The organism is Rohdeia mirabilis, from assembly GCA_007750655.1.
GTDB lineage: Bacteria > Planctomycetota > UBA1135 > UBA1135.
The window spans coordinates 459304-478702 of record CP036290.1; the positions used below are offsets into that span (position 1 = coordinate 459304).

General features: G+C 71.2%; 11 protein-coding genes. 10 read left to right on the plus strand and 1 reads right to left on the minus strand.

The window, feature by feature from the left end; genetic code table 11:
* The first annotated feature begins 4 nt into the window (after nucleotides 1-4).
* From Pla163_RS01635 to Pla163_RS01650, 4 genes are all read left to right on the plus strand, one after another.
* Nucleotides 5-2167, plus strand: coding sequence for a hypothetical protein (locus Pla163_RS01635; RefSeq protein ID WP_145182587.1), 2163 nt, complete (start codon nucleotides 5-7; stop codon nucleotides 2165-2167).
* Between the two features lie 10 nt (nucleotides 2168-2177).
* Entirely contained in the window at nucleotides 2178-4472 is a 2295-nt protein-coding gene (locus Pla163_RS01640; protein WP_145182590.1) for a hypothetical protein, read from the plus strand.
* A gap of 289 nt (nucleotides 4473-4761) precedes the next feature.
* Entirely contained in the window at nucleotides 4762-6492 is a 1731-nt protein-coding gene (locus tag Pla163_RS01645; RefSeq protein WP_145182592.1) for a hypothetical protein, read from the plus strand.
* A gap of 79 nt (nucleotides 6493-6571) precedes the next feature.
* Nucleotides 6572-7297, plus strand: coding sequence for a hypothetical protein (locus Pla163_RS01650; RefSeq protein WP_145182595.1), 726 nt, complete (start codon nucleotides 6572-6574; stop codon nucleotides 7295-7297).
* A gap of 22 nt (nucleotides 7298-7319) precedes the next feature.
* Here Pla163_RS01650 and nei read toward each other — a convergent pair whose 3' ends face one another.
* Nucleotides 7320-8138 carry an endonuclease VIII gene (gene nei / locus Pla163_RS01655; protein WP_145182598.1) on the minus strand — a complete coding sequence of 273 codons (819 nt, stop codon included), beginning with the start codon at nucleotides 8136-8138 and terminating at the stop codon, nucleotides 7320-7322.
* A 96-nt stretch (nucleotides 8139-8234) separates the two neighbouring features.
* Between nei and Pla163_RS01660 the strand changes: the two genes are divergently transcribed.
* The 6 genes from Pla163_RS01660 to Pla163_RS01685 all read left to right on the plus strand — a co-directional run bounded on the left by Pla163_RS01660 (nucleotide 8235) and on the right by Pla163_RS01685 (nucleotide 19277).
* Entirely contained in the window at nucleotides 8235-8771 is a 537-nt protein-coding gene (locus Pla163_RS01660; RefSeq protein WP_145182602.1) for a GNAT family N-acetyltransferase, read from the plus strand.
* Nucleotides 8772-8900: 129 nt separating this feature from the next.
* Nucleotides 8901-10592, plus strand: coding sequence for a hypothetical protein (locus tag Pla163_RS01665; RefSeq protein ID WP_145182605.1), 1692 nt, complete (start codon nucleotides 8901-8903; stop codon nucleotides 10590-10592).
* Between the two features lie 43 nt (nucleotides 10593-10635).
* Nucleotides 10636-12903, plus strand: a complete 2268-nt coding sequence (locus Pla163_RS01670) for a hypothetical protein (RefSeq protein ID WP_145182609.1) — start codon at nucleotides 10636-10638, stop codon at nucleotides 12901-12903.
* Between the two features lie 131 nt (nucleotides 12904-13034).
* A complete protein-coding gene (locus Pla163_RS01675; protein WP_419186201.1) occupies nucleotides 13035-14099 on the plus strand; it encodes a bifunctional transcriptional activator/DNA repair enzyme AdaA in 1065 nt (354 codons plus the stop codon).
* 46 nt (nucleotides 14100-14145) lie between these two features.
* A complete protein-coding gene (locus Pla163_RS01680; protein ID WP_145182612.1) occupies nucleotides 14146-18870 on the plus strand; it encodes an Lhr family helicase in 4725 nt (1574 codons plus the stop codon).
* Nucleotides 18870-19277: a hypothetical protein gene (locus tag Pla163_RS01685; protein ID WP_145182615.1), complete on the plus strand. Its 408-nt coding sequence runs from the start codon at nucleotides 18870-18872 to the stop codon at nucleotides 19275-19277. The genes Pla163_RS01680 and Pla163_RS01685 overlap by 1 nt, the downstream gene beginning before the upstream one ends.
* The last annotated feature ends 122 nt before the right edge of the window (nucleotides 19278-19399 follow it).

Sequence of the window (19399 nt, forward strand, 5' to 3'; positions counted from 1 at the left end):
CGCCATGAAGTTGCGCGTCCTCGCCCTTGCCCTTGTGCTCGCCGTGTTCGGCGTGCTGTTGTTCGTTCTGACGCGGCCGCAGGCGGAGCTGGTCGAACTGGACCCGAGTGACCTGGACGAGTCGTCGGAGCAGCTTCTGTCCGACGCGTTCGATCTCGCGGACGGCGTGCAGGACGGTGATCCGATACCGAGCGATCGGATCGAGACGAAGGTCGTGCCCGACCAGTCTCTTCTGCGTTGGTCCGATCTGTTGGAGCCGATCGACCGCGACTCGGGCGAGCGCGTCGGCGCCGCACAGGTCGCGTGCCTCACGGGACCCGAAGAGGACTTCCGCGTCTACCAGCTCGACGACCCGGTGGACGCCGCACTGTTCGAGGGCGAAGTCCTGGCTGAAGTGCGTTCGGACGGTCACGTGTTCCACCCGTTCCTGCCGCGCGAACTCGATCGCGGAGCGGACCGGCCACGTGTTCTCGAGCTCGTTCCGGCGGCACCGATGGTCGTCGAGATCGTCGGGGAGGCGCCGCGCCGGTCGGTCTTCGCTCTGGTCGAACTCGCTCCGGTGAGTACGAGGGAGCATCGGGACATCGCGCTCCGCCTCGGGCAGTTCCTCGGCCTGGAGCCGGGGACACCGAGGAAGGGGGGCGACGACCCGGCGAAGAGTCGCGGCGCCGTGGCGTTCCGTGAACAGGCCTGGCGATCGATCTGGGACGGTGACGACGACACGAAGCCCGTCGCCCTCGATGGACTCGACTCGCTCCAGCTCTATCACCCGCGATTCGGTGTCGATCCCGAGGACGAGGACCGACGGCTCGAGATTCCGCGCGTGCCGATGGGCGTCGAGCTGAGCGGTTACGTCCAACCGGTTCCGTCGCCCTCGATGCAGGTGCCGCCGGAGAGCTTCTTCGTCGGCGCGCTCGACTCGGAGGGTGCGTTCGCCGGCCCGTGGTACGTGCCGCCCTTCGTTCACGACGGCACCGACACGCCCCGCGTCCGCGTGACGTTCGACGGTGCAGCGAGCATCACCTGGTCGCTCCCCGAAGAGTCGAGGCCGTCGGATTCGCGCGGCGATGCCTTCGCTCTGGTCCATGTCAATGGAGCGCCCCACCACCTCGAGTCCGGGCGACTTCAAGATGGTCGATACTCGTACCGGGACGTCACGCCAGGGCTCTACAGATTCTCGGGGACCTGGAAGAACAGCACGGGATCCGAATTGTCCAAGGTGAACATCGAGATCGAGGTGCCTGTGGGTGGCGACGTCGTCCTCGGCGAGCTGACGTCGGTGACCGGGAACACGATCGAGTTGAGGCCCAGAGTCGTTCTCGGTGAGGGCGTCGATCCCGACCGGCGAGCGGAGATCGAGGCTGCGATCGTTCTCGAAGCGAGTGTCGTCGAGGATGGCGAGCCGTCTCGTCGGTCCATCGTGTCGCACTCGGTTCGGACGTCCGGGGGCTCGGGTCTGCTCCGCGGAGTCTCCGACGGACGCCACGCGATTCGCGCTTGGAGCGCCCGTCTCAGCGGATCTCCCGGCACTGCCACGACGTTCGAGGGCCTCGCCGTCCACCCGGTGCGCACCACCGACTTCGAGTGCACCGGCGACACGGTGGTGGAGGTCGAGGTCCGGGTGGAGCGGACGCACTCGATCGACGTGGGTTTCGTCGAGTCCAGCGGCGAGCCGTTCCGAGTGTGGAAGTGCTACGCCGTGCGCCAGTCCGATGGCGCCCTCGTGGCGCTGAGCAAGGATCCGCCGTCGAAGGACCCGACAGCAGCACCCGGTGATCGTCGCTTCCGCGCGGACCTCGCACCCGGCGACTGGCGGCTTCTCGGTACGGCGAACTCCGATCGACCGCTCGTCGCGAGTGGCCGGGTGACGGTCGGGCCCGGTGGTGGGAGTCTCACGTTGGAGTTGGTCGCGTCCGTCTCGGCGTTCATGGATCCCGACGATCCCAGGTTGGCCCGGTCGAACGTGTATGACGGAGCAGATCCCCTCGCCCTGCCCGTCGGCTGGCCGCCTGCGATCGGCTACCTGACGTGCCAGAACAACGGCCGCGACGAACAGGGGCGCCCGCGGTTCAGCACGCTCTTACCGGAGACCGAGTACGAGTTCACCGCCGACGGCACGCGCTTCGTCACCGGAGCGCCGGGGTCGGTGCTCGAGCTGTCGCGCTAGGCTGGGCGCCATGAAGCTGCGCGTCCTCGCCTTTGCCGCGGTGCTCGCCCTGCTCGGCGTCATTGTGTTCGTTCTCACGCGGCCGGGCGGCGACCTGGAGTCGCTCGCAGCAGGCGACGCGGGGGCGGCGGAGGACGAGTCCGTGCTCGAGTCCGTCGAGCTCGCGGATGACGCGACGCTCGACGATGCGCCGGACTCGGTCGAGATCGCCGACATCGAGCCACTCTCCGACCGTGCCGCCCTCGCCACCGACGGGCCGTGGAGCGACTGGATCGCACCGCTCGACCACACCGGCGCGCCGATCGCGTCGTTCGAGGTGGCCGTGGTCGCACGCGGCGGATCGCGCACCACGCACGCGAGCGACGACGCGCTGGTTCGCGACCTCGTTCCCGCTGGCGGCGTGCTCGTGGTGGTCGCGGACGGTCACTGTCCGCGCTTCGTGGACGTGGATCGGTTGCGCGAGCTCGGCGAGGGCCCGCACGAGCTGCCACTCGCACCCAGCGCGACCGTGCGGCTGACCGCGAACACCGACTCGCCGTGGTACCGCGACGTTCTGTTCGTGCAGGTCGGGGCGTCGGAGCGACGAGAGACCACGCCCGCGAACCGTCTGGTCCACGAACGCTTCCGTGCGGAGGCGGGTGTGATCCTCCCGGCCGAGTTCCGGGAGCAGGCGATGGCCACGATGCGACCGGACGAGGACGAGTACTCGCGCTTCGCTCTCGATCTCCAGGGGCTGGCTCGCGGAGACGCGAGTGCGGAGGCGCACGCCCACATCCTCGCGCGGCTGCGGGGCTCGCAGCACTTCGGACCCGCGACAGCCCCGATCGGCGTCGACGCCTCTCGAGCCGGGTCGCTCGAACGTCGCGCCACAGCGCCGCACCACCAGGTGTGGAGCATTCGGCGCGCGGTGGATCCCATCGAGTTGCCGCTCGAGATGGAGTGGGTCCTGGCGGGTGATGTGGTCGTCGTAGACGCCGCATCAGCAGGTGCGATGCGGATGACGGGTCCGGACGGTGCTTTCGACCGCGCAGCGGGGTCGGGCTTCGACAGCGCGCGGCGCGTGGAGTCCCGCGTCACCCTGGAGCCTGGCGATGTGGCTCACTTCGAGGTGGATTTCACGCCCTACGCGGAGATCCGTGGACAGGTCCCGGCCGAAGCGCAGGACGTTCTCATCAGCATCGCCGCCGAGAAGCGTGCAACGACGGGTGAGGTGCAAGGGAGCTCGAGGTTCTCCTTCTCGAATCCTTCCGAGACAGGAGCCTTCACCACAGGACCGATCACTCCAGGCTTCTTCGTCGTCGACGTAAAGTGGACCGCGGCAGATGCTGAACAGGTCTACGTGCGTCGCGCCGTCGACCTGACTGAGGGCGGCGTGCACGACATGGGCCTGGTCGATGGCGAAGGTGGTCCGACTCTGGTGATCGAACCGCGCTTCTTCGATCCTTCGACCGGTCGAGACTGGACGGCGGAGGACGTGCAAGGAGCAGAGCTTCGAATTGTGCTCGATCTCGGCCAATCTGGCCTGAAGGCGTCCAACAAGACGATTGGACTGCGGGTCCAAGAGGATCCGACGCGACCGCTCGAGGTTCGTGGCTTGCCCAGTGGTGATCTGACTGTGCGCGTCGTCGGAGTTGGTGCGCGCGACTCTGCATTCGTCTCCGATCAGGTCGATGCGCTGGAAGTGACGCTCACGGGCGAGGTCCACGTGCCGATCGACATTCCACTACGACGGATCGGCACCGCGCACTTCGTCGTCGCGAGCCCCGTGCCGGTCGGTGAGCGTGCGCATCTTCCGCACGCGTTCTCGTCGCGGCCGGACGGCTCCAACCTAAGAGTCGTCCCCCTCGAACACGTGCCCGGAACCGATACGTTCGAGGGCGAGATCTCGCGCGGCGCCGGGCCCCTGCGGATCGACGCGATCTGGACCGACACGCTCGTGGTGGACGGAGAGGACGACGTGCACCGTTCCTGGACGGCGACCACGACGATCGACGTGCGCGCCGGGGAGTCGAACAGGTTCGATCTTCGGCTCGCCGAGTCCGCGCGCGCGCTCCTTCCGGCCCATGTCTTGCCACCTACGCCACGGAAGCGGGGACGCGCCGCTGAGACCCCCGTGCAGGTCAGGCTCTTCCTGGCGGACTCACCGGATGGAATTCGGCTCGGCGAGTGCACGGGGTGGATCGACGGGCGCCCGCACGTCCACGGACTCCTGCCGAACCGGCCGTACCGCTTTCGCAGCGAGCGCGACGTCTGGATCGAGTTCGTGACCGGCGGGCCCGGATCGCTCGTGACCGTGGACGAATGACCCACGGTGTGCGCGGGTGCGCGCCGGAGAATCGCCCCGAACCGAACGCCCGTTCGCTCCAGACCGAACCCCGCCGGCTCCACGTCCCCAACCGGCGCGTCGGCCCGGCGTAGGCCCGCCGTCGCTCGTCGCGGCGCCACGAACCCATCCGATCCCGCTCGCCACGCACGTCGCGCAGCGCCCACATCCGCCGCCACACGAGCACGCGGATCGTCGGGACCGCGTCGATCGCCGGAGTCCTTCCGGCCGGCGACACGACCCGACCCAGCGCGATCCACGCGCGACGCACGTGTTCAACGGAACGCCCCGGTCCGCGCTCGTCGAGGCGCGCTGCTCCCTGCCCGCTGTTGCCGATCCGTCGCGCGCGGCGGCGAACGTGCGCTTCGAGACGCTGGCCCCCGACGGGACCTGGCAGCACGACGCGAGCCAGGGAGCGGGTCGGGCCTTCACGTCACTCGGGCGGCTCGGAGCGCGCCGGCGGTTGGTCGCGAGTTGGCGCGAGCCGGAGCTCGGTGTCGTCGTCGTGGTGCGCGAGTTCGACTCGCCGACCGCGGCGCCCAGCCCGCGCGTTCTCGACCTCGGCGAACTCGAAGCGCCCGACTCGGAGCCGTGTCAGGTGCGCCTGATCCCGAGTCGGCCGATGCCCGCCGCGGCCGTGACCCGTCCCGCAGCGGGTCGTTCGTCGCAGTTCGCGGCGACCGACCTCGACGCCGAGCGCGCCCGCGTCCTGCACCGCTCACGTGTTCGCATCGAGCTCGACGGGCCGCTCGACGCACCGTCTCGCGTGCGCGCGCGACACGTGTTCGACGTTCGACCGGGACCGCTGGATCGCTTGGTCGGCCTGCGCACGGGTCGCTATCGCGCGCGGCTCGTGTCCGCTCGGTTGCACGAGTCGGACGCGCCGAAATGGCTCGTTCGCGGCGCCCCGTCCAGCCCCGAAGCGCTCGCCGAAGCAGCGTTCGGTGAATCGCCGTCGTCCACCGCGCGCAGCGCCCGCTCCGCTCCGACGCAGGTCGCGCCGGCGTCCGCGCCCGCCTCGCACGATTCGATCGTGACGATCCCCTCCAACGGCGGCACCGTCGACGTCGCCCTCGAGGTCGTGCCCGGCGCCCAGGTCGAGATCGGGGGCATGGGGTCGCGCGCGCGACTGACCTGGCTGCGCGCCACCGACGTCGCGACCGACGTCGAGCATGCGCCGCCCGTCGCCGCGGGCCCGGATCTCGACGGCACGGTGGCGCTCGCGCTGCCGGAAGGCACCTGGGATCTTCGCTGCGCGTTCGACGCGGAAGGGGCGCACGGTTCGCCGCGTCGCGCCCGTGTCCGCGTGACCGTGCAGCAGGGCCGGCGGGCGAGCGAGGTCCTGGCGTGGGAGGAGGTGGAGCCCGAGCCGTCGCGCGGGTCGCGGCGCGCACCCGCGCTGGCACTCGTCGCCGCACTGCTCGTCGCGGGCGTGGCCTACTGGGTCGGCAGGACGAGCGGAGTCGTCACGGAGCGCGGGCTCGTTCCTGTTGCGATCGAACTCCCCGACGCGCTCGAGCCCGAGGACATGCCGCGGTGGATGCGCCTGATCGCGATCGACCGCTCCGGTGACCGCGTCCGACTCCTGCACGACGGTCGCGTCGACGAGTCCCGCAGCGGCACCATCGAGCTGCCGTACGGTTCGTGGGAAGTGGTCGCGTTCGCGGGCCGTTCACTGATCGAACCGAGTCTGCGCGAAGCGGTCAGTCGCACGTTCGTGGCCTCCGTGAGCTTCGACGTCACCTCCGCGACGTCGCCCGAGCAACGCCTCGTCCTCGAGCCGGCCGCGCTCGCCGTCGTCGGCGCCGGCGGGGCCTACGCACTCGCCGACTGGCCGCCGGCCGCCCGCGCCCTGTGGCCGCTCGGTCGCGTCGAGGATCGCGACGCCCGCATCCAACCGCTCTTCCCGAACCTCGCGCACGTGGCGCTCGACGGATCGTCGCGCGTGCGCGCGGGCGCCGGGCGCGCGGTGGGTACGCGCACGTCGCATCTGCGGCGGTAGCGTGCCTCGAACCCACATGTGCGTCGCGTTCCGGAGCGACGCGCGCGCTCCGAGATCCAGATCCCTCACGAGTCCATCCATGCAGCACCGTCTCGCTCTCGTCCTGCTCACCGCGCTCGCCGGATGCCACGCGCCCGCGCCCACTTCCGAGGCCGCGCCGACCGAACCGGTGCGCGTCGCGGTCACCGTGCTGCCGCCCGACGGACGCGTGCTCCGGCCCATGGACCATCGGATGACGGGTCTCGCGCTCGAACGAACGAGCGGCGAGGTGCGCGTCCTCGCGGCCGAGGGCGAGTGGGACGGCGCGCCGGTGGGGACGGCGACCGAGCTCGAGGGTTGGTTCGAACTGGAGCCGGGAACCTGGGACCTGTTCGTAACGGCGCAGCTCGGACAGTGGTACCTGGGGGGATTCGAAGCGGGCCGCGGCGGCGCGGATCCCACAGAGACCGAGCCGCACTGGGACGAGCTCGCCGGGCTCTCCTACTGCGGCGCGGGTGCGGTGGAGGTCGGCGGCGAGGCTGGAGGCGAGGAGATGCTCCGACCCGATCGCCCCGCGACCGTCGTTCGACTGCGCGAAGCGGCCGTGGTGCTGCTCGACGCCTCGGCGCTCGGACTGTCCACTCGCGACGTGGACGTCGAGCCCGTCGATGCACCCGTCTTCCCCGGCGCCCACCTGTGGGGTTGGTGGGCGAAGTACGACCCCGCGCCGATCAACGGCCTCGTGCCCGACGCCGAGTACCGCGTCGTGGGGACCGACATCACGTTCCGCACGGGTCCGCCGGGATCGGTCGTCGCGTTCCCGTGAGCGCCGACCGCGACGACGCTCCTCACCCCTGACACCACGGACACAGGTACAGCCGCCGCGAACCCACCTCGATGCGCTCGATGAACTCGCCACAACGACGGCAGGGCGCGTCGGCGCGACCGAACACCGCGTGGCGCCAGGTGCGGCGCGGCTCGCCGTTCGCCTTGGCATCGGCGACGAACTCAGGCTCTTCGGTCGTGCCGCCGGTGGTGTACGCGCGTTTCGTGATCGAGCGGATCAGGCGTGCGAGGGTCGTGCGCTGTTCGTCGCAAAGGTCGCACGGGCGCAGGCTCGGGTGCAGGCCGGCGAAGAACAGGATCTCGCTGCGCAGGTAGTTGCCGAGGCCGGCGACGAAGGACTGGTCGAGCAGCAGCGCACCGAGTGATCGCCGCTCGAACCGCTTGGACGCGAGCCGCTTCGCGATCACGCGCGGCGGCGTGCCCTCGTCGAGCACGTCGGGGCCGAGCTTGGCGATGAACGGGTGCGCGTCCACCGCGTCCGCGTCGAGCAGCTCGATCTCGGACGCGCTGTACAACAGCGCCCACTTCGACTCCGTCTCGAGCGCGACCCGCAACGAACGCCCCGTGCGCGGCGGCTTCCCCGCGGCGACCACGTACCAGCGGCCGTACAGCTGGTTGTGGCTGTAGAGCACGCGCCCAGTGTCGAAGCGCGTGAGCAGCGCCTTGCCCCGCGGCCGCACCGACTCCACGCGCGCGCCGATCAGCTCGTTCGCGTAGGGCTCGAGTCGCGTGGGCCCGAAGCGCACATTCACCAGCTCGCGACCCACGATGCCCTCGGCGATGCGGTCGGCGGCGCGGCGGATCTCGGGACCTTCGGGCATGCCAGGTGCGTTCGGGCCGCGAACCCTTGTGGATGTGCTGCTCGGCGACCGACGTCCGCGCGAGACCCGGCCCGTCCGACTTCCTATCCTCCGACCATGCCCAGCGCCCCCAAGACCCTGCGCACCGAGCGCCTGCACCTGCACGTGTGGGACGACACGGACGCGCCCGAACTGCGCGCGCTGCTCGATGCGAACGACGCGCACCTGCGGCCGTGGATCCCGTTCATGCGGCACGAGCCGCGCGACCTCGCCGGGACGCGCGAGGTCATCGCGAGCTGTCGCGCGAGTTTCGACGCCGGCGAGCACTACCGGTACGCGGTGCGCGAACGCGAGAACGGCGCACTGGTGGGCGAGACGATGCTGATCGGGCGTGGGCCCGCGGGGTCGATGGAGGCCGGCTACTGGCTCGACGCGGGGGCGGTGGGGAAGGGCTATGCGACCGAGGCGACCGCGGCACTCGTTCCCGTCGCGTTCGACGTCCTGGGGCTCGAGTGGGTCGAGCTGCACTGCGACGTGCGCAACGACGCGAGCATCGCCGTGGCCAGGAGATTGGGTGCGGTGCGCGTGCGCGTCGACCGCATCGAGGAGGACGGGCGCGCCGTGGACCTGGGGATCTGGCGCATCGATCGCTGAGCGCGTCGCGGCGTCCCACGGGCCCTGGGTGGGGGCGCGGGGCGGGGTCGCGCGTCCGCTCCACAAAGATCCGAGTTCGTCTCGGGTGAGCCGAGCGGGCGGTCCGAAGGCTCCGAGACCCTCGGCTCCATGCAGATCTCCGGCACCTCGCCCAACTCCTCGATCAACTCGTCCATGTACATCGCCCCCGCGGGCGGTGGCGGGCGTGCGTCGTCGTTCAGCTCGGCTCCCGCCGCGGTGGGCCTCGATCCGGCCGCGTTCCTGGGCGAGCTCGGCGACCTGCGCGATGCCCTGCGCGGGCTGCGGCGCGTGGACGGCTCCTTCCGCGCCGGAACGACGAAGCAGGCGGCGCGCGCGACGTCGGTGGCGAGCCTCGGGCTCACGCTCACGCCGACGGCGACGACGCTGACGTCCACGGCCGAGATCAACACCACGCCGACGTCGTACACGCCCAAGGTGCCGGCGTTCTCGGGCAGTTCCAGCTCGGACCCGACGCTCGGCGGCGTCTACGACGGGAGCAACGGCGACGACACGCTGACCTTCGTGGTCACCGACGGTGGACTCGTGGGACTGACGGGCGTGGCCGTCGAGGTGCGCGACAGCGGCGGCGGCGTGATCGACACGGTGTCGCTCGGATTCGGCGGCGCGAACGACGTCACCACGTTGTCCAACGGCCTCGAGATCGCGTTCTCGTCGGGCACGCTCAGTCTCGGCGACAGCTTCCAGGTCGAGGTCTCGGCCACGGTCGGCGAAGCACTCCAGCCCGACCGCGCGTTCGACGGGACCGGCGACGCCGCGGCCAACTTCGACAGTGGAACGACGATCACGAACGGCTCGTTCACGGTGAACGGCGCCCAGATCGACGTCTTCGCGAACGACACGCTGAACGACGTGATCGCGCGCGTCGCGGCGTCGGGTGCGGGCGTGGACCTGGCCTACGATCCCGACACGGACTCCGTGCGCTTCACGAGCCGCACGCCGGGATCGGCGGAGTCGATCGTGGTCGCGGGCGACACGTCGGGTCTGATCGCGGCGCTGAAGCTCGACGGCGCGAGCGAAGTGCCGGGTCTCGACTCGGAACTCGAGCGCAGCATCGACTCGGTGCCCGAACTTGCGGCGATCTCGTCGGGGACTTTCACGATCAACGGCGTGGACGTCTCGATCGACACGGCGTCGGACTCGCTCGCCGACGTGCTGGCGCGCATCGAGAGCCTCGTTCCGGGCGTGACGGCGCGCTTCGACGAGCAGAAGGGCACCGTCGTGATCGGCGGGAGCGGCGTGGACGATCTCGTGCTCGACTCGGGCGGGACGAGCTTCTTCTCGAGCGTCGGCATCGCCGCCGGCACGTTCGAGGCGCGGACCGGTCGCGGCGGCGCGAAGTTCGGCGACGTGAACGGTCTGCGCGACGGCATCACCAAACTCGTGCGCGCGCTCGAAGGCATCTTCGAGGGCGACTACACCGGTTTCGGCTCGGCCACGGTCAAGAGCACGCGGACGACCTTCGACACGATCATCGCCACCGCCTTCGACGAGGCCGTTCGCAAGCGCGGCACCGACACGCTGCGCAGCGGGCTCGGGCTGGACCTGGTGCGCGAGGAGGGTCGGACGATCGGCCTCGACCTGCGCCGCTCGCAGTTCGCTCAGGCCGCGCGCAGTTCCCCGGAGGACCTGCACGCGCTGCTGTACTCCGAGAAGGCCAAGGACGGCTTCAACGGCTTGATCGTGGGCCTCGCCGATCGCATCGACGGGCAGATCGACAGTTTCACGCGCTTCATCACGCCCTCGGGTTCGTCCGGCGGGTTGGTGAACGTGAGTGGGTGAGGGGCTGTGTAGGCACCGTCGCGCACTGAACTAGAGTGTCGCGATGGGAGTTCGATCGTCCGCACGGCTCTGGGTCCTGTTCCTGCCGCTCGCCGCAGCCTTGGCCATCGGACTGGTCGCGCTCTTCTGGCCGAGTGTGGACGAAGTCGATTCCGAGATGCCACTGGCGCCCGGTACTCCGAGTTCGCCGATGCTCGACGGGTCGGAGCCCTCGCCGCTCTTGGAGCTCGAGGGGTCGTCGGTCGAGTCGGACGCGCGCGCGGCGATGACCAGCGCACCGCGGTCCTCGGCGACGCGCTGGTCCGACCACGTGCTTCCCGTCGACGACCACACCAGCGAAGTGATCGAAGGTGCGCGGGTGCTCCTCGTCGAGCGTGGGTCGACGCGAGTGGAGAGCCATGCATTGAATGCCGAACTGCCGATCTCGATGGACGGGGTGGCTCCGGTCGCTGCGCTCGAGGCGCCCGGGTACTGTCCGAGGTACTTCGTGTTCGACGAGTTCCTCGACGAGCATCGCGAAGGCCATCCGCAACGGCACGAGGTACAGATGCGACGGGCGGTGGATCTGGTCGTTCGCGTGGTCACGGCAGAGGGCGCCGAACCCGTCGCGTTCAGGTTGAGCACGCACGTCGAGGGATCGACCGATTCCAGGACCCGCAGGATCGGAAGCTCCTTGCGTGGGCTCTTCCAGGCGAAGTTGCCGGACGATCTGGAGGTAAGTGACGTTCTCGCGCGGCGCAGGACGATCGCTCGCCACTCGGGATCGCTGCTCGACGTGCATGCTCGACTGCGGCTGTCTGTGAGTGCTCCGTTCGATCCGGACCTCGTGGCCAGCATGGAACAGCAGCTTTCGACGAGCGACGAGGTCCACGTCTTCACGGGACTGCCACTTCGAGAGACGCTCACGGGCAGCATTTCGGACCCACACTCGTTCGGTCGGAACCGGCGCTTCTTCGCTGCACTCACCGAGGGTGGCGGGCACCTGCCGAGCGGTGCACTCCCGGCGCTCGAACTGCGAACCGATCGTCCGAACGAGTTCGTCGTCACGACGCTGGGGGCGGCGTCTCTCACTCTCGACGCCGGCGAAGAGGGCGCGTTCGCGAACTGGAGCCTCGCACCCGTCGGGCTGCCTGGACGCCAAGCCGACACGACGTATGCCGCTCCCGAGCGTCGGATGCTCCTGTTCCACCGACTCGTGCCCGGCGACTATCGGCTCACGGGATCGGTGGCCTGGCCCGGACGTTCGCAGCGCTTCGAGATGACCGTCAGCCTCGAACCCGAAGAGGACCTGGTGCTGTCGGAGTTCACGAGCCCCGGAACGAGGTCGGTGATGGTCCATCCTCGGCTGGTCGTGCGCGGCGTTCCTCCGCGGGGGGCGCCGACATCGCTGGACGAGGTGTTTCGTTGGAACGCGAGGCTCGGCATCGACGGCGATCGCCTTGGCCGTCCGGCGGCGAGCTATTGGGTCCGTGGAAGCAGGATCGTCCCCGTTCGCTTCGACGGTCTCGACGAGCGCTCGGGTGAACTCTCGTTCTCGGGGCTCGGCATCGACCTCGGGCGAACGGAGGACCTCCCGCCGGTCGCGTTCACGGCGAAGGGAGCGCTCGATCGCGAACTCGTCCTGGCCGAGTTGCTCGTGGCCCACGAGCCCGACCCGGTTCGAGTGGATCCCGATCAGACCGAAGCGGTGGTCGAGCTCGTCGTGGAGTGGGGCGTTCGACTGGACGTCGTCGTGCGCCGGCCAGAAGGCGTTGGTCGGCACTCCATGCAGGTGCACGTGTGGCGCGCGAGCGATGGGCTGTCGGTGAGGCAGCTGATGCAGATCCAGCCCGAGGACTTCTATCTGGGACTCGGCGACGACGTCGATGCATTCGTTCACGACGAAGACCCGAGGATTCGTCGCTTCGCGTTCGTCGCTCCGCCCGGCGACTATCGCGTCGTCGTCCTGGGCAGCGACGACGGCTATCACGACTTCGAAGCTGCACAGCTCGTGGGGACGGGCACCGTGTCGGTCGGCGACGTGCCCGCACAGGTCGTGGTCGACCTGACTCGGTCGGTCACCGTCGCCCTGGAAGAGAGCGACGCCGCGCACGACTTCCTGGAACGGCGCCGCGAAGCCGGAGACCCCTGGGCCCATCCACGGGGCTGGATGAACGCCCATCCGCTGGCGGGCGGTTTCCTTCAGAGCTTGGACGATGGATCCGTCGGCTGGACCGGACTCCTGCCGCACACCGACTACGACTGTCGCGTGGACGGCAGCACGTTCCGCACGGGTGCGCCGGGTTCGGTCCTGGTGCTGACGCCGCGGTGACGTGACGCTGGCCGCGGCCGGTCGAACGCGAGGAGGAGCACTCCGACGTTCTCGGCTCGGAGCCCACGGAACCCGACTTCCACGTCCACTCCGCGGTGGCGCGATCGGTGCGTCCTTCACAGGATGCGGCGATGCGCACCCAGCTCGGTGAACCCGCCCGCCTGCCGCCCGACGACGTGATGTACGCGGCGCTCGTGGCGCGCGACGCGGCCTTCGAGGGCGTGTTCGTCGCCGCCATCCGCACGACCGGGATCGTGTGTCGGCCGACCTGTCCGGCGCGCAAACCGCTGGCGCGCAACGTCGAGTACTTCGGCACGCTCGGGCAGGCGTTGGCGGCGGGCTACCGACCGTGCAAGCGCTGCCGTCCGCTCGAGCCGGTCGGCGCGGTGCCGGACTGGTTGGCCGAGCTCGTCGCCGATGTCGAGGCGGACGCCGGACGCCGCTTCACCGACGCGGACCTGCGCCCGCGTGAGCTCGACCCCGCGCGGGTGCGGCGCTGGTTCCTGCGCGAGCACGGACTGACGTTCCACGCCTTCCAGCGCGCGCGACGGCTGGGGCGGGCGCTCGGGCATCTGACCCTCGGGGCGGACCTGGACGCGGTCGGCGAGGCGGCCGGCTTCGAGTCGGCGAGCGGCTTCCGCGACGCGTTCCAGCGCCACTTCGGCGCGCCGCCCGGTCGCGCGCGCGGCACGTGCGCGGTGCGCGTCACGCGTCTGACGTCGCCGCTCGGTCCGCTGGTCGCCGCCGCCACCGACGACGCGCTCGTGCTGCTCGAGTTCGCCGACCGGCGCATGCTGTCGACGCAGATCGAACGACTGCGCCGCCATCTCGACGCGGCCTTCGCGCCCGGGGACAACGGCGTACTCGAACGCACGCAGACCCAGCTCGACGCCTACTTCGCCGGGAGGCTCACCGACTTCGACCTGCCGCTCGCGCTGCCGGGCACGCCGTTCCAGCGCGCGGTGTGGAGCGAGCTGCGGACCATTCCCTACGGCACGACGCGCAGCTACGCCCAGCAGGCCGCCGCCATCGGTCGGCCCGAGGTGGTGCGAGCGGTGGGGCGCGCGAACGGCGACAACCGCCTCGCGATCGTCGTCCCGTGCCATCGCGTGGTCGGCGCGGACGGGCGGTTGACGGGCTACGGCGGACACCTGTGGCGCAAGCAGCGGCTGCTCGAGCTGGAGGCCGCCCACTGAGCCGGATCGGCCCCGACACCCGTGCGATCGGCCGTAGGATCTGGCCGTGCCGACCCGGACCGACCTCCCGTTCTCGCCCGCCACCGCGCGCTGGTTCGAGGACAGCTTCGCCGCGCCGACCGCCGTCCAGCGGCGCGGGTGGGAGCGGATCGCGGCGGGCGAGCACGCGTTGCTCGTCGCGCCGACGGGGTCGGGCAAGACGCTGGCGGCGTTCCTGTTCGCGCTCGATCGACTGGCGGCGCGCGCGGTCGGCGTGGAGGCGGGCGACGAGCCGACCGCCGAGGCCCTGAAGCGCCCGCGCGGCTACCGCGTCGTCTACGTCTCGCCGTTGAAGGCGCTCGTCAGCGACATCGAACGCAACCTGCGGGCGCCGCTCGTCGGCATCCGGCGCGCGGCGGAAGCACTCGGACTCGAGGGCCCCGAGCTCCGCGTGGACGTACGCACCGGCGACACGCCCCAACGCGAGCGCGAGCAGCAGCGGCGCGATCCGGGCGACGTCCTCGTCACCACGCCCGAGTCGCTGTACCTGATCCTCGGGTCGCGCGCGGGCGCCAATCTCGCGACCACGGAGACGCTGATCGTGGACGAGATCCACGCGCTCGCGCCGACCAAGCGCGGCGTGCACCTGGCGCTGTCGCTCGAGCGGCTCGCCGCGCGCGTGCTCGCGGCCGGCGGCACCGAACCCCAACGCATCGGCCTGTCCGCCACCGCGCGCCCGCTCGAGGACGTGGCGCGCTTCCTCGGCGGCGACCGCGCGGTGGCGATCGTGGACGCTGGCGAGCCGCCGCGCATCGAACTCGAGATCCGCGTGCCGGTGCCCGACATGGAGCGCGTGCTGCCGGACGAGGCGCGGCCGCTGAGTTCAGGCGCTGCGCAGGACGGCGACGACGACCTGCCCAGCGGTTCGATCCTCGGTCAGCTCTACCACATGCCCGGTAACCGTCAGGGCAACGAGCGCGGCATCTGGCCGGCGATGTATCCGCAGATCCTCGAGCAGATCCGGACGCACCGCTCGACGATCGTGTTCGTCAACAACCGCGCGCTCGCGGAACGGCTCGCCCAGCGCCTCAACGACCTGGCGGGCGAGGAACTCGTCCTCTCGCACCACGGCAGCGTCAGCCACGAGAAGCGCGCTGTCGTCGAGGACCGTCTCAAGCGCGGCGAGGTGCGCGGCATCGTCGCCACCAGTTCGCTCGAGCTCGGCATCGACATGGGCGCGGTGGACCTGGTGCTGCTCGTCGAGTCGCCGGGCTCGGTCGCGCGCGGACTCCAGCGCATCGGCCGCGCCGGACACCAGGTGGGCGCGGCGAGCGTCGGGCGCCTGTATCCGAAGTTCCGCGGCGACCTGCTCGAGTGCGCCGTCGTCGTCGAGCGCATGGCGAAGGGCCAGATCGAGTCGATCCACGTGCCCGTCAACGCGCTCGACGTGTTGGCCCAGCAGGTGGTCGCGATCTGCTGCGACGGCGACCTGACGGTCTCGGCGCTCGAGCGGCTGGTCAAGCGCGCGCACCCGTACCGCAGCCTCGCGACGGCGGCGCTGACGGGAGTTCTGGACATGCTGACGGGCCGCTTCGCGAGCACCGAGTTCGCCGACCTGCGGCCGCGGCTGCGCTGGGACCGCACGACCGACGTGCTCGGCGCGCGCCGCGGCACCGCGATGGTCGCGCGCATGAACGCCGGCACGATCCCCGACCGCGGGACCTTTGGCGTGTACCTCGGCGAGGGCGGGCCACGCATCGGCGAGCTGGACGAGGAGATGGTCTACGAGTCGCGCGACGGCGACACGTTCCTTCTGGGGACGACCACGTGGCGCGTCGAGGAGATCACGAAGGACCGCGTGATCGTGTCGCCCGCGCCCGGCGAACCGGGGCGTCTGCCGTTCTGGAAGGGCGACGGTCCCGGGCGGCCGCTCGAGCTGGGGCGCGCGATCGGCGCGTTCGTGCGCGAGGCGGGGGAGCAGCTGGGCGGGAAGGGCGGTGCGCCCGGCGGCGAGTTGGACGAGGCGGCGCGCGACCGGCTCGCGACCTGGCTGCGCGAGCGGCTGCCGCTCGACGAGCACGCGGCCCACAACCTGGCGACGTACCTGGCCGAACAGCGCGCGGCGACCGGCGGGCCGCTGCCGACGGACCGCGCGATCACGATCGAGCGCTTCCGCGACGAACTCGGCGACTGGCGCGTGTGCATCCTCTCGCCCTTCGGTCGCCGCGTGCACGCGCCCTGGGCGATAGCGATCGAGGAACGGCTCGGGCGCCTGGCCGACGTCGAGGCGCAGGTGATGTACACGGACGACGGGATCGTGCTACGGCTCGCGGACGGTGGGGGCGACGGCGAGTTCGGTGGGGACGCAGGCCTCGGCGCGCTGGATCTCGAGGCGCTGCTGCCGCCCCCGGAGGAGGTGGTCGATCTCGTCACCGAGCGCGTCGGCCGCACGGCGATGTTCGCGTCGCTGTTCCGCGAGAACGCCGTGCGCTCGCTGCTCGTCACGCGCCGGCGACCGGACCAGCGCAACCCGCTCTGGGCCCAGCGGCTGAAGACGCGCGCGCTGCTCGCGACCGTGCAGAACCTGCCGGACTTCCCGGTCGTGATCGAGACCTACCGCCAGGCGCTGGCCGACGAGTTCGATCTGACGGGTCTCGAGGACGTGCTGCGCGAGGTGCGGGCGCGCACGATCCGCGTCGATCGCGTCGAGACCCGCAGCGCGTCGCCGTTCGCTCGCAGCCTCGTGTTCGCGTACGTGGCCGCGTACCTGTACGACGGCGACTCGCCGATCGCCGAGCGCAAAGCCCAGGCGCTGACGCTCGACAAGGACCTGTTGCGCGAGCTGCTGGGCCAGGCCGAGCTGCGCGAGTTGATCGACCCGGGCGCGCTGGCCGAACTGGAGGGCGAACTCGACGGCAGCGCCGACGGCTGGCGCGCGCGCGACCGCGACGAGTTGACCGACCTCCTGCAGCGCATCGGCGACCGCACGGCGCTCGAGCTGGCGGCGAGCGTGGACGAGGACGAGTGCGACGACGGCGGGGCGAAGTGGCTCGAGACGCTGGTCGAGGAGCGGCGCGTGATCGCGATCACCGTCGGTGGCGAGGAGCGCTTCGTCGCGGCCGACGGCGCGGGACTCTTCCGCGACGCGCTCGGCGTGAACGTGCCGTCCGGCCTGCCCGACGCGTTCGTGGCCCAGGTGCCGGACGCGCTCGCCCGCCTGGCGCGGCGCTTCGCGAAGGGACGCGGCCCGTTCGAGGCGCGCGAGCTGGCGGCGCGTTACGGGCTGGCGCTCGAGCGCGTCGAGCCGGTGCTCGTGGCGCTCGAGCGTGCGGACGTCCTGGTGCGCGGCGAGATGCGGCCGGGCGGCGGCGGGCTCGAGTGGTGCGACACCGAGATCCTGCGGCGGCTCAAGCGCAAGACGTTGGCGCGACTGCGGCGCGAGGCGTCGGCCGTCGACGCGGCGGCGTTCGCGCGCTTCCTGCCCCGTTGGCACGGCGTGCGCGGCCAGGTGGTGGGGCGCGGTGGCGAAGCGGTCGACGGCGCAGGTGGTCGCGGCGCGCGCGATCCCGGGCAGCTCTTGCGCGAGGCGGTCGAGCGGCTCGAGGGCGTGGCGTTGCCGTGGAGCGTGCTCGCGACGGACGCGTTGCCGGCGCGCGTTCCGGGCTTTCAACTCGACGCGCTCGACCTGCTGGCCGCGTCGGGCGAGATCGTCTGGATCGGGCGCGGCGCACTGGGTGCGAAGGACGGGCGCGTGGCGCTCGTGCGGCGCGAGAACGTGCCGCTGCTCGTCGAGCTGGAGGCGGCGTACGAGCCTCCGACCCCGGTGCACGCGGCGCTGCTCGAGCGGCTGGGGGCGGGCGGCGCGTGCTTCTTGACCGAACTCGAGCGGGCGGTGCGCGCCGAGCACGATGGGCTGCGCACCGACGACTTCGAAGCGGTGCTGTGGGACCTGGTCTGGGCGGGGCGCATCACGAACGACACGTTCGGGCCGCTGCGGACGCTGGGCGCGCGCGGTGCGCGCTCGGCGGGTGGCCGTTCGGGCCGCGGCGGTTGGCGCGGCGTGGTCGCCGGCGGACGCTGGTCGCGCGTGGACCTGCTCGCGACCGGTTTCGACGGCGACGCGGTGCGGACGCCGACCGAACGCGCGCTGGCCCGCGCGAACGTGCTGCTCGCGCGCTACGGCGTCGTGAGCCGCGAGGTCGCGCGCGCCGAGGAGTTGGCCGGCGGCTTCGCGACGGTCTACCGCACCCTGCGCGCGATCGAGGAGAGCGGCCGCATTCGGCGCGGCTGGTTCGTCGAGGGCCTGTCGGGCGCGCAGTTCGCCGTGCCGGGCGCGGTCGACGCGCTGCGGGCGAGCGACGGCCGCGCGTCCGGCGAACACGCGATCGTCGTGCTCGCCGCCGTCGATCCGGCCCAGCCGTTCGGTGCGCTCGTTCCGTGGCCCGAGCGCGCGGGCGCGGAAGGGACTTCGAAGGCGAGCGGTCTTCCGCGGCGCGTGGCCGGTGCCCTCGTGTGTCTGGTGGACGGCGAGCCGCAGTGGTGGCTGTCCGCGAGCCGCAAGCAGCTGATCGTGTTCCCGTCCGCCGAGGCGGCGACCGAGCGCGAGGCCGGCACCCGCCTCGAGCGCGCGTTCGAGGCCCTCGCCCGTCTGCCGCGCAAGGGCCGTCGGCGGCTCGAGCTCGAGACCGTGGACGGCGTCGATGCGACGGACGGCCCGCACACCGAGCGGCTCGTGCGCTGTGGTTTCGCGCGCGACTACCTGCGTCTGTCCGTGGCGGATCCGCGGTTGTGATGATCGAGACCCACGAACGAAGTGCGGACGGAGAGTGGCGCATCGCGGGCGGAGCTCGCATCGGTGCCGGAAGCTGCGCGACGAGAGCCGCGTGGTTGGGCGCGCTCGCCGCGGTGGCCGGCTTCCTGTGCGACTGGTATCGCGAGGCCTGGTTCGGGATCGACCCGGGCTTCGCGGGCGGGAACTTCAGCCACAACTTTGGAGTCGTCTTCCCGTGCTACGCGCTGGCGTTCCTCTCGAGCGCACCAGGTACGGTCGACGTGGGCTGGAGTCTGCTGCGTCGCGTGTTCCAGGGTCGGTCGATGCCGCGGGCGCTGTGGGGCTACGCCGTTCCACTCACGGTCACCGGTGTGATCCTGGGCTACTTCGCGCTGAGACTCTACTGGCACTTCACCGAGGGGTACTAGGGGCGCCGCGCTTACCAGCGAGCTGCCTTCCGATCCCACCGGTGGATCCGCTCGTCGGCCAGCCTCCGCGATCGAACGCGCCCGGCGAGCGCGTGGTGCGAAGGACTCGATGGTCCATCCAC

What these genes read in the sequence shown, in the direction of transcription:
- Pla163_RS01665 (WP_145182605.1), top strand. Translation starts at nt 8,901, where the DNA reads ATGCAGATCTCCGGCACCTCGCCCAACTCCTCGATCAACTCGTCCATG.
- Pla163_RS01670 (WP_145182609.1), top strand. Translation starts at nt 10,636, where the DNA reads ATGGGAGTTCGATCGTCCGCACGGCTCTGGGTCCTGTTCCTGCCGCTC.
- Pla163_RS01640 (WP_145182590.1), top strand. Translation starts at nt 2,178, where the DNA reads ATGAAGCTGCGCGTCCTCGCCTTTGCCGCGGTGCTCGCCCTGCTCGGC.
- Pla163_RS01685 (WP_145182615.1), top strand. Translation starts at nt 18,870, where the DNA reads ATGATCGAGACCCACGAACGAAGTGCGGACGGAGAGTGGCGCATCGCG.
- Pla163_RS01635 (WP_145182587.1), top strand. Translation starts at nt 5, where the DNA reads ATGAAGTTGCGCGTCCTCGCCCTTGCCCTTGTGCTCGCCGTGTTCGGC.
- Pla163_RS01675 (WP_419186201.1), top strand. Translation starts at nt 13,035, where the DNA reads ATGCGCACCCAGCTCGGTGAACCCGCCCGCCTGCCGCCCGACGACGTG.
- nei (WP_145182598.1), bottom strand. Translation starts at nt 8,138, where the DNA reads ATGCCCGAAGGTCCCGAGATCCGCCGCGCCGCCGACCGCATCGCCGAG.
- Pla163_RS01660 (WP_145182602.1), top strand. Translation starts at nt 8,235, where the DNA reads ATGCCCAGCGCCCCCAAGACCCTGCGCACCGAGCGCCTGCACCTGCAC.
- Pla163_RS01650 (WP_145182595.1), top strand. Translation starts at nt 6,572, where the DNA reads ATGCAGCACCGTCTCGCTCTCGTCCTGCTCACCGCGCTCGCCGGATGC.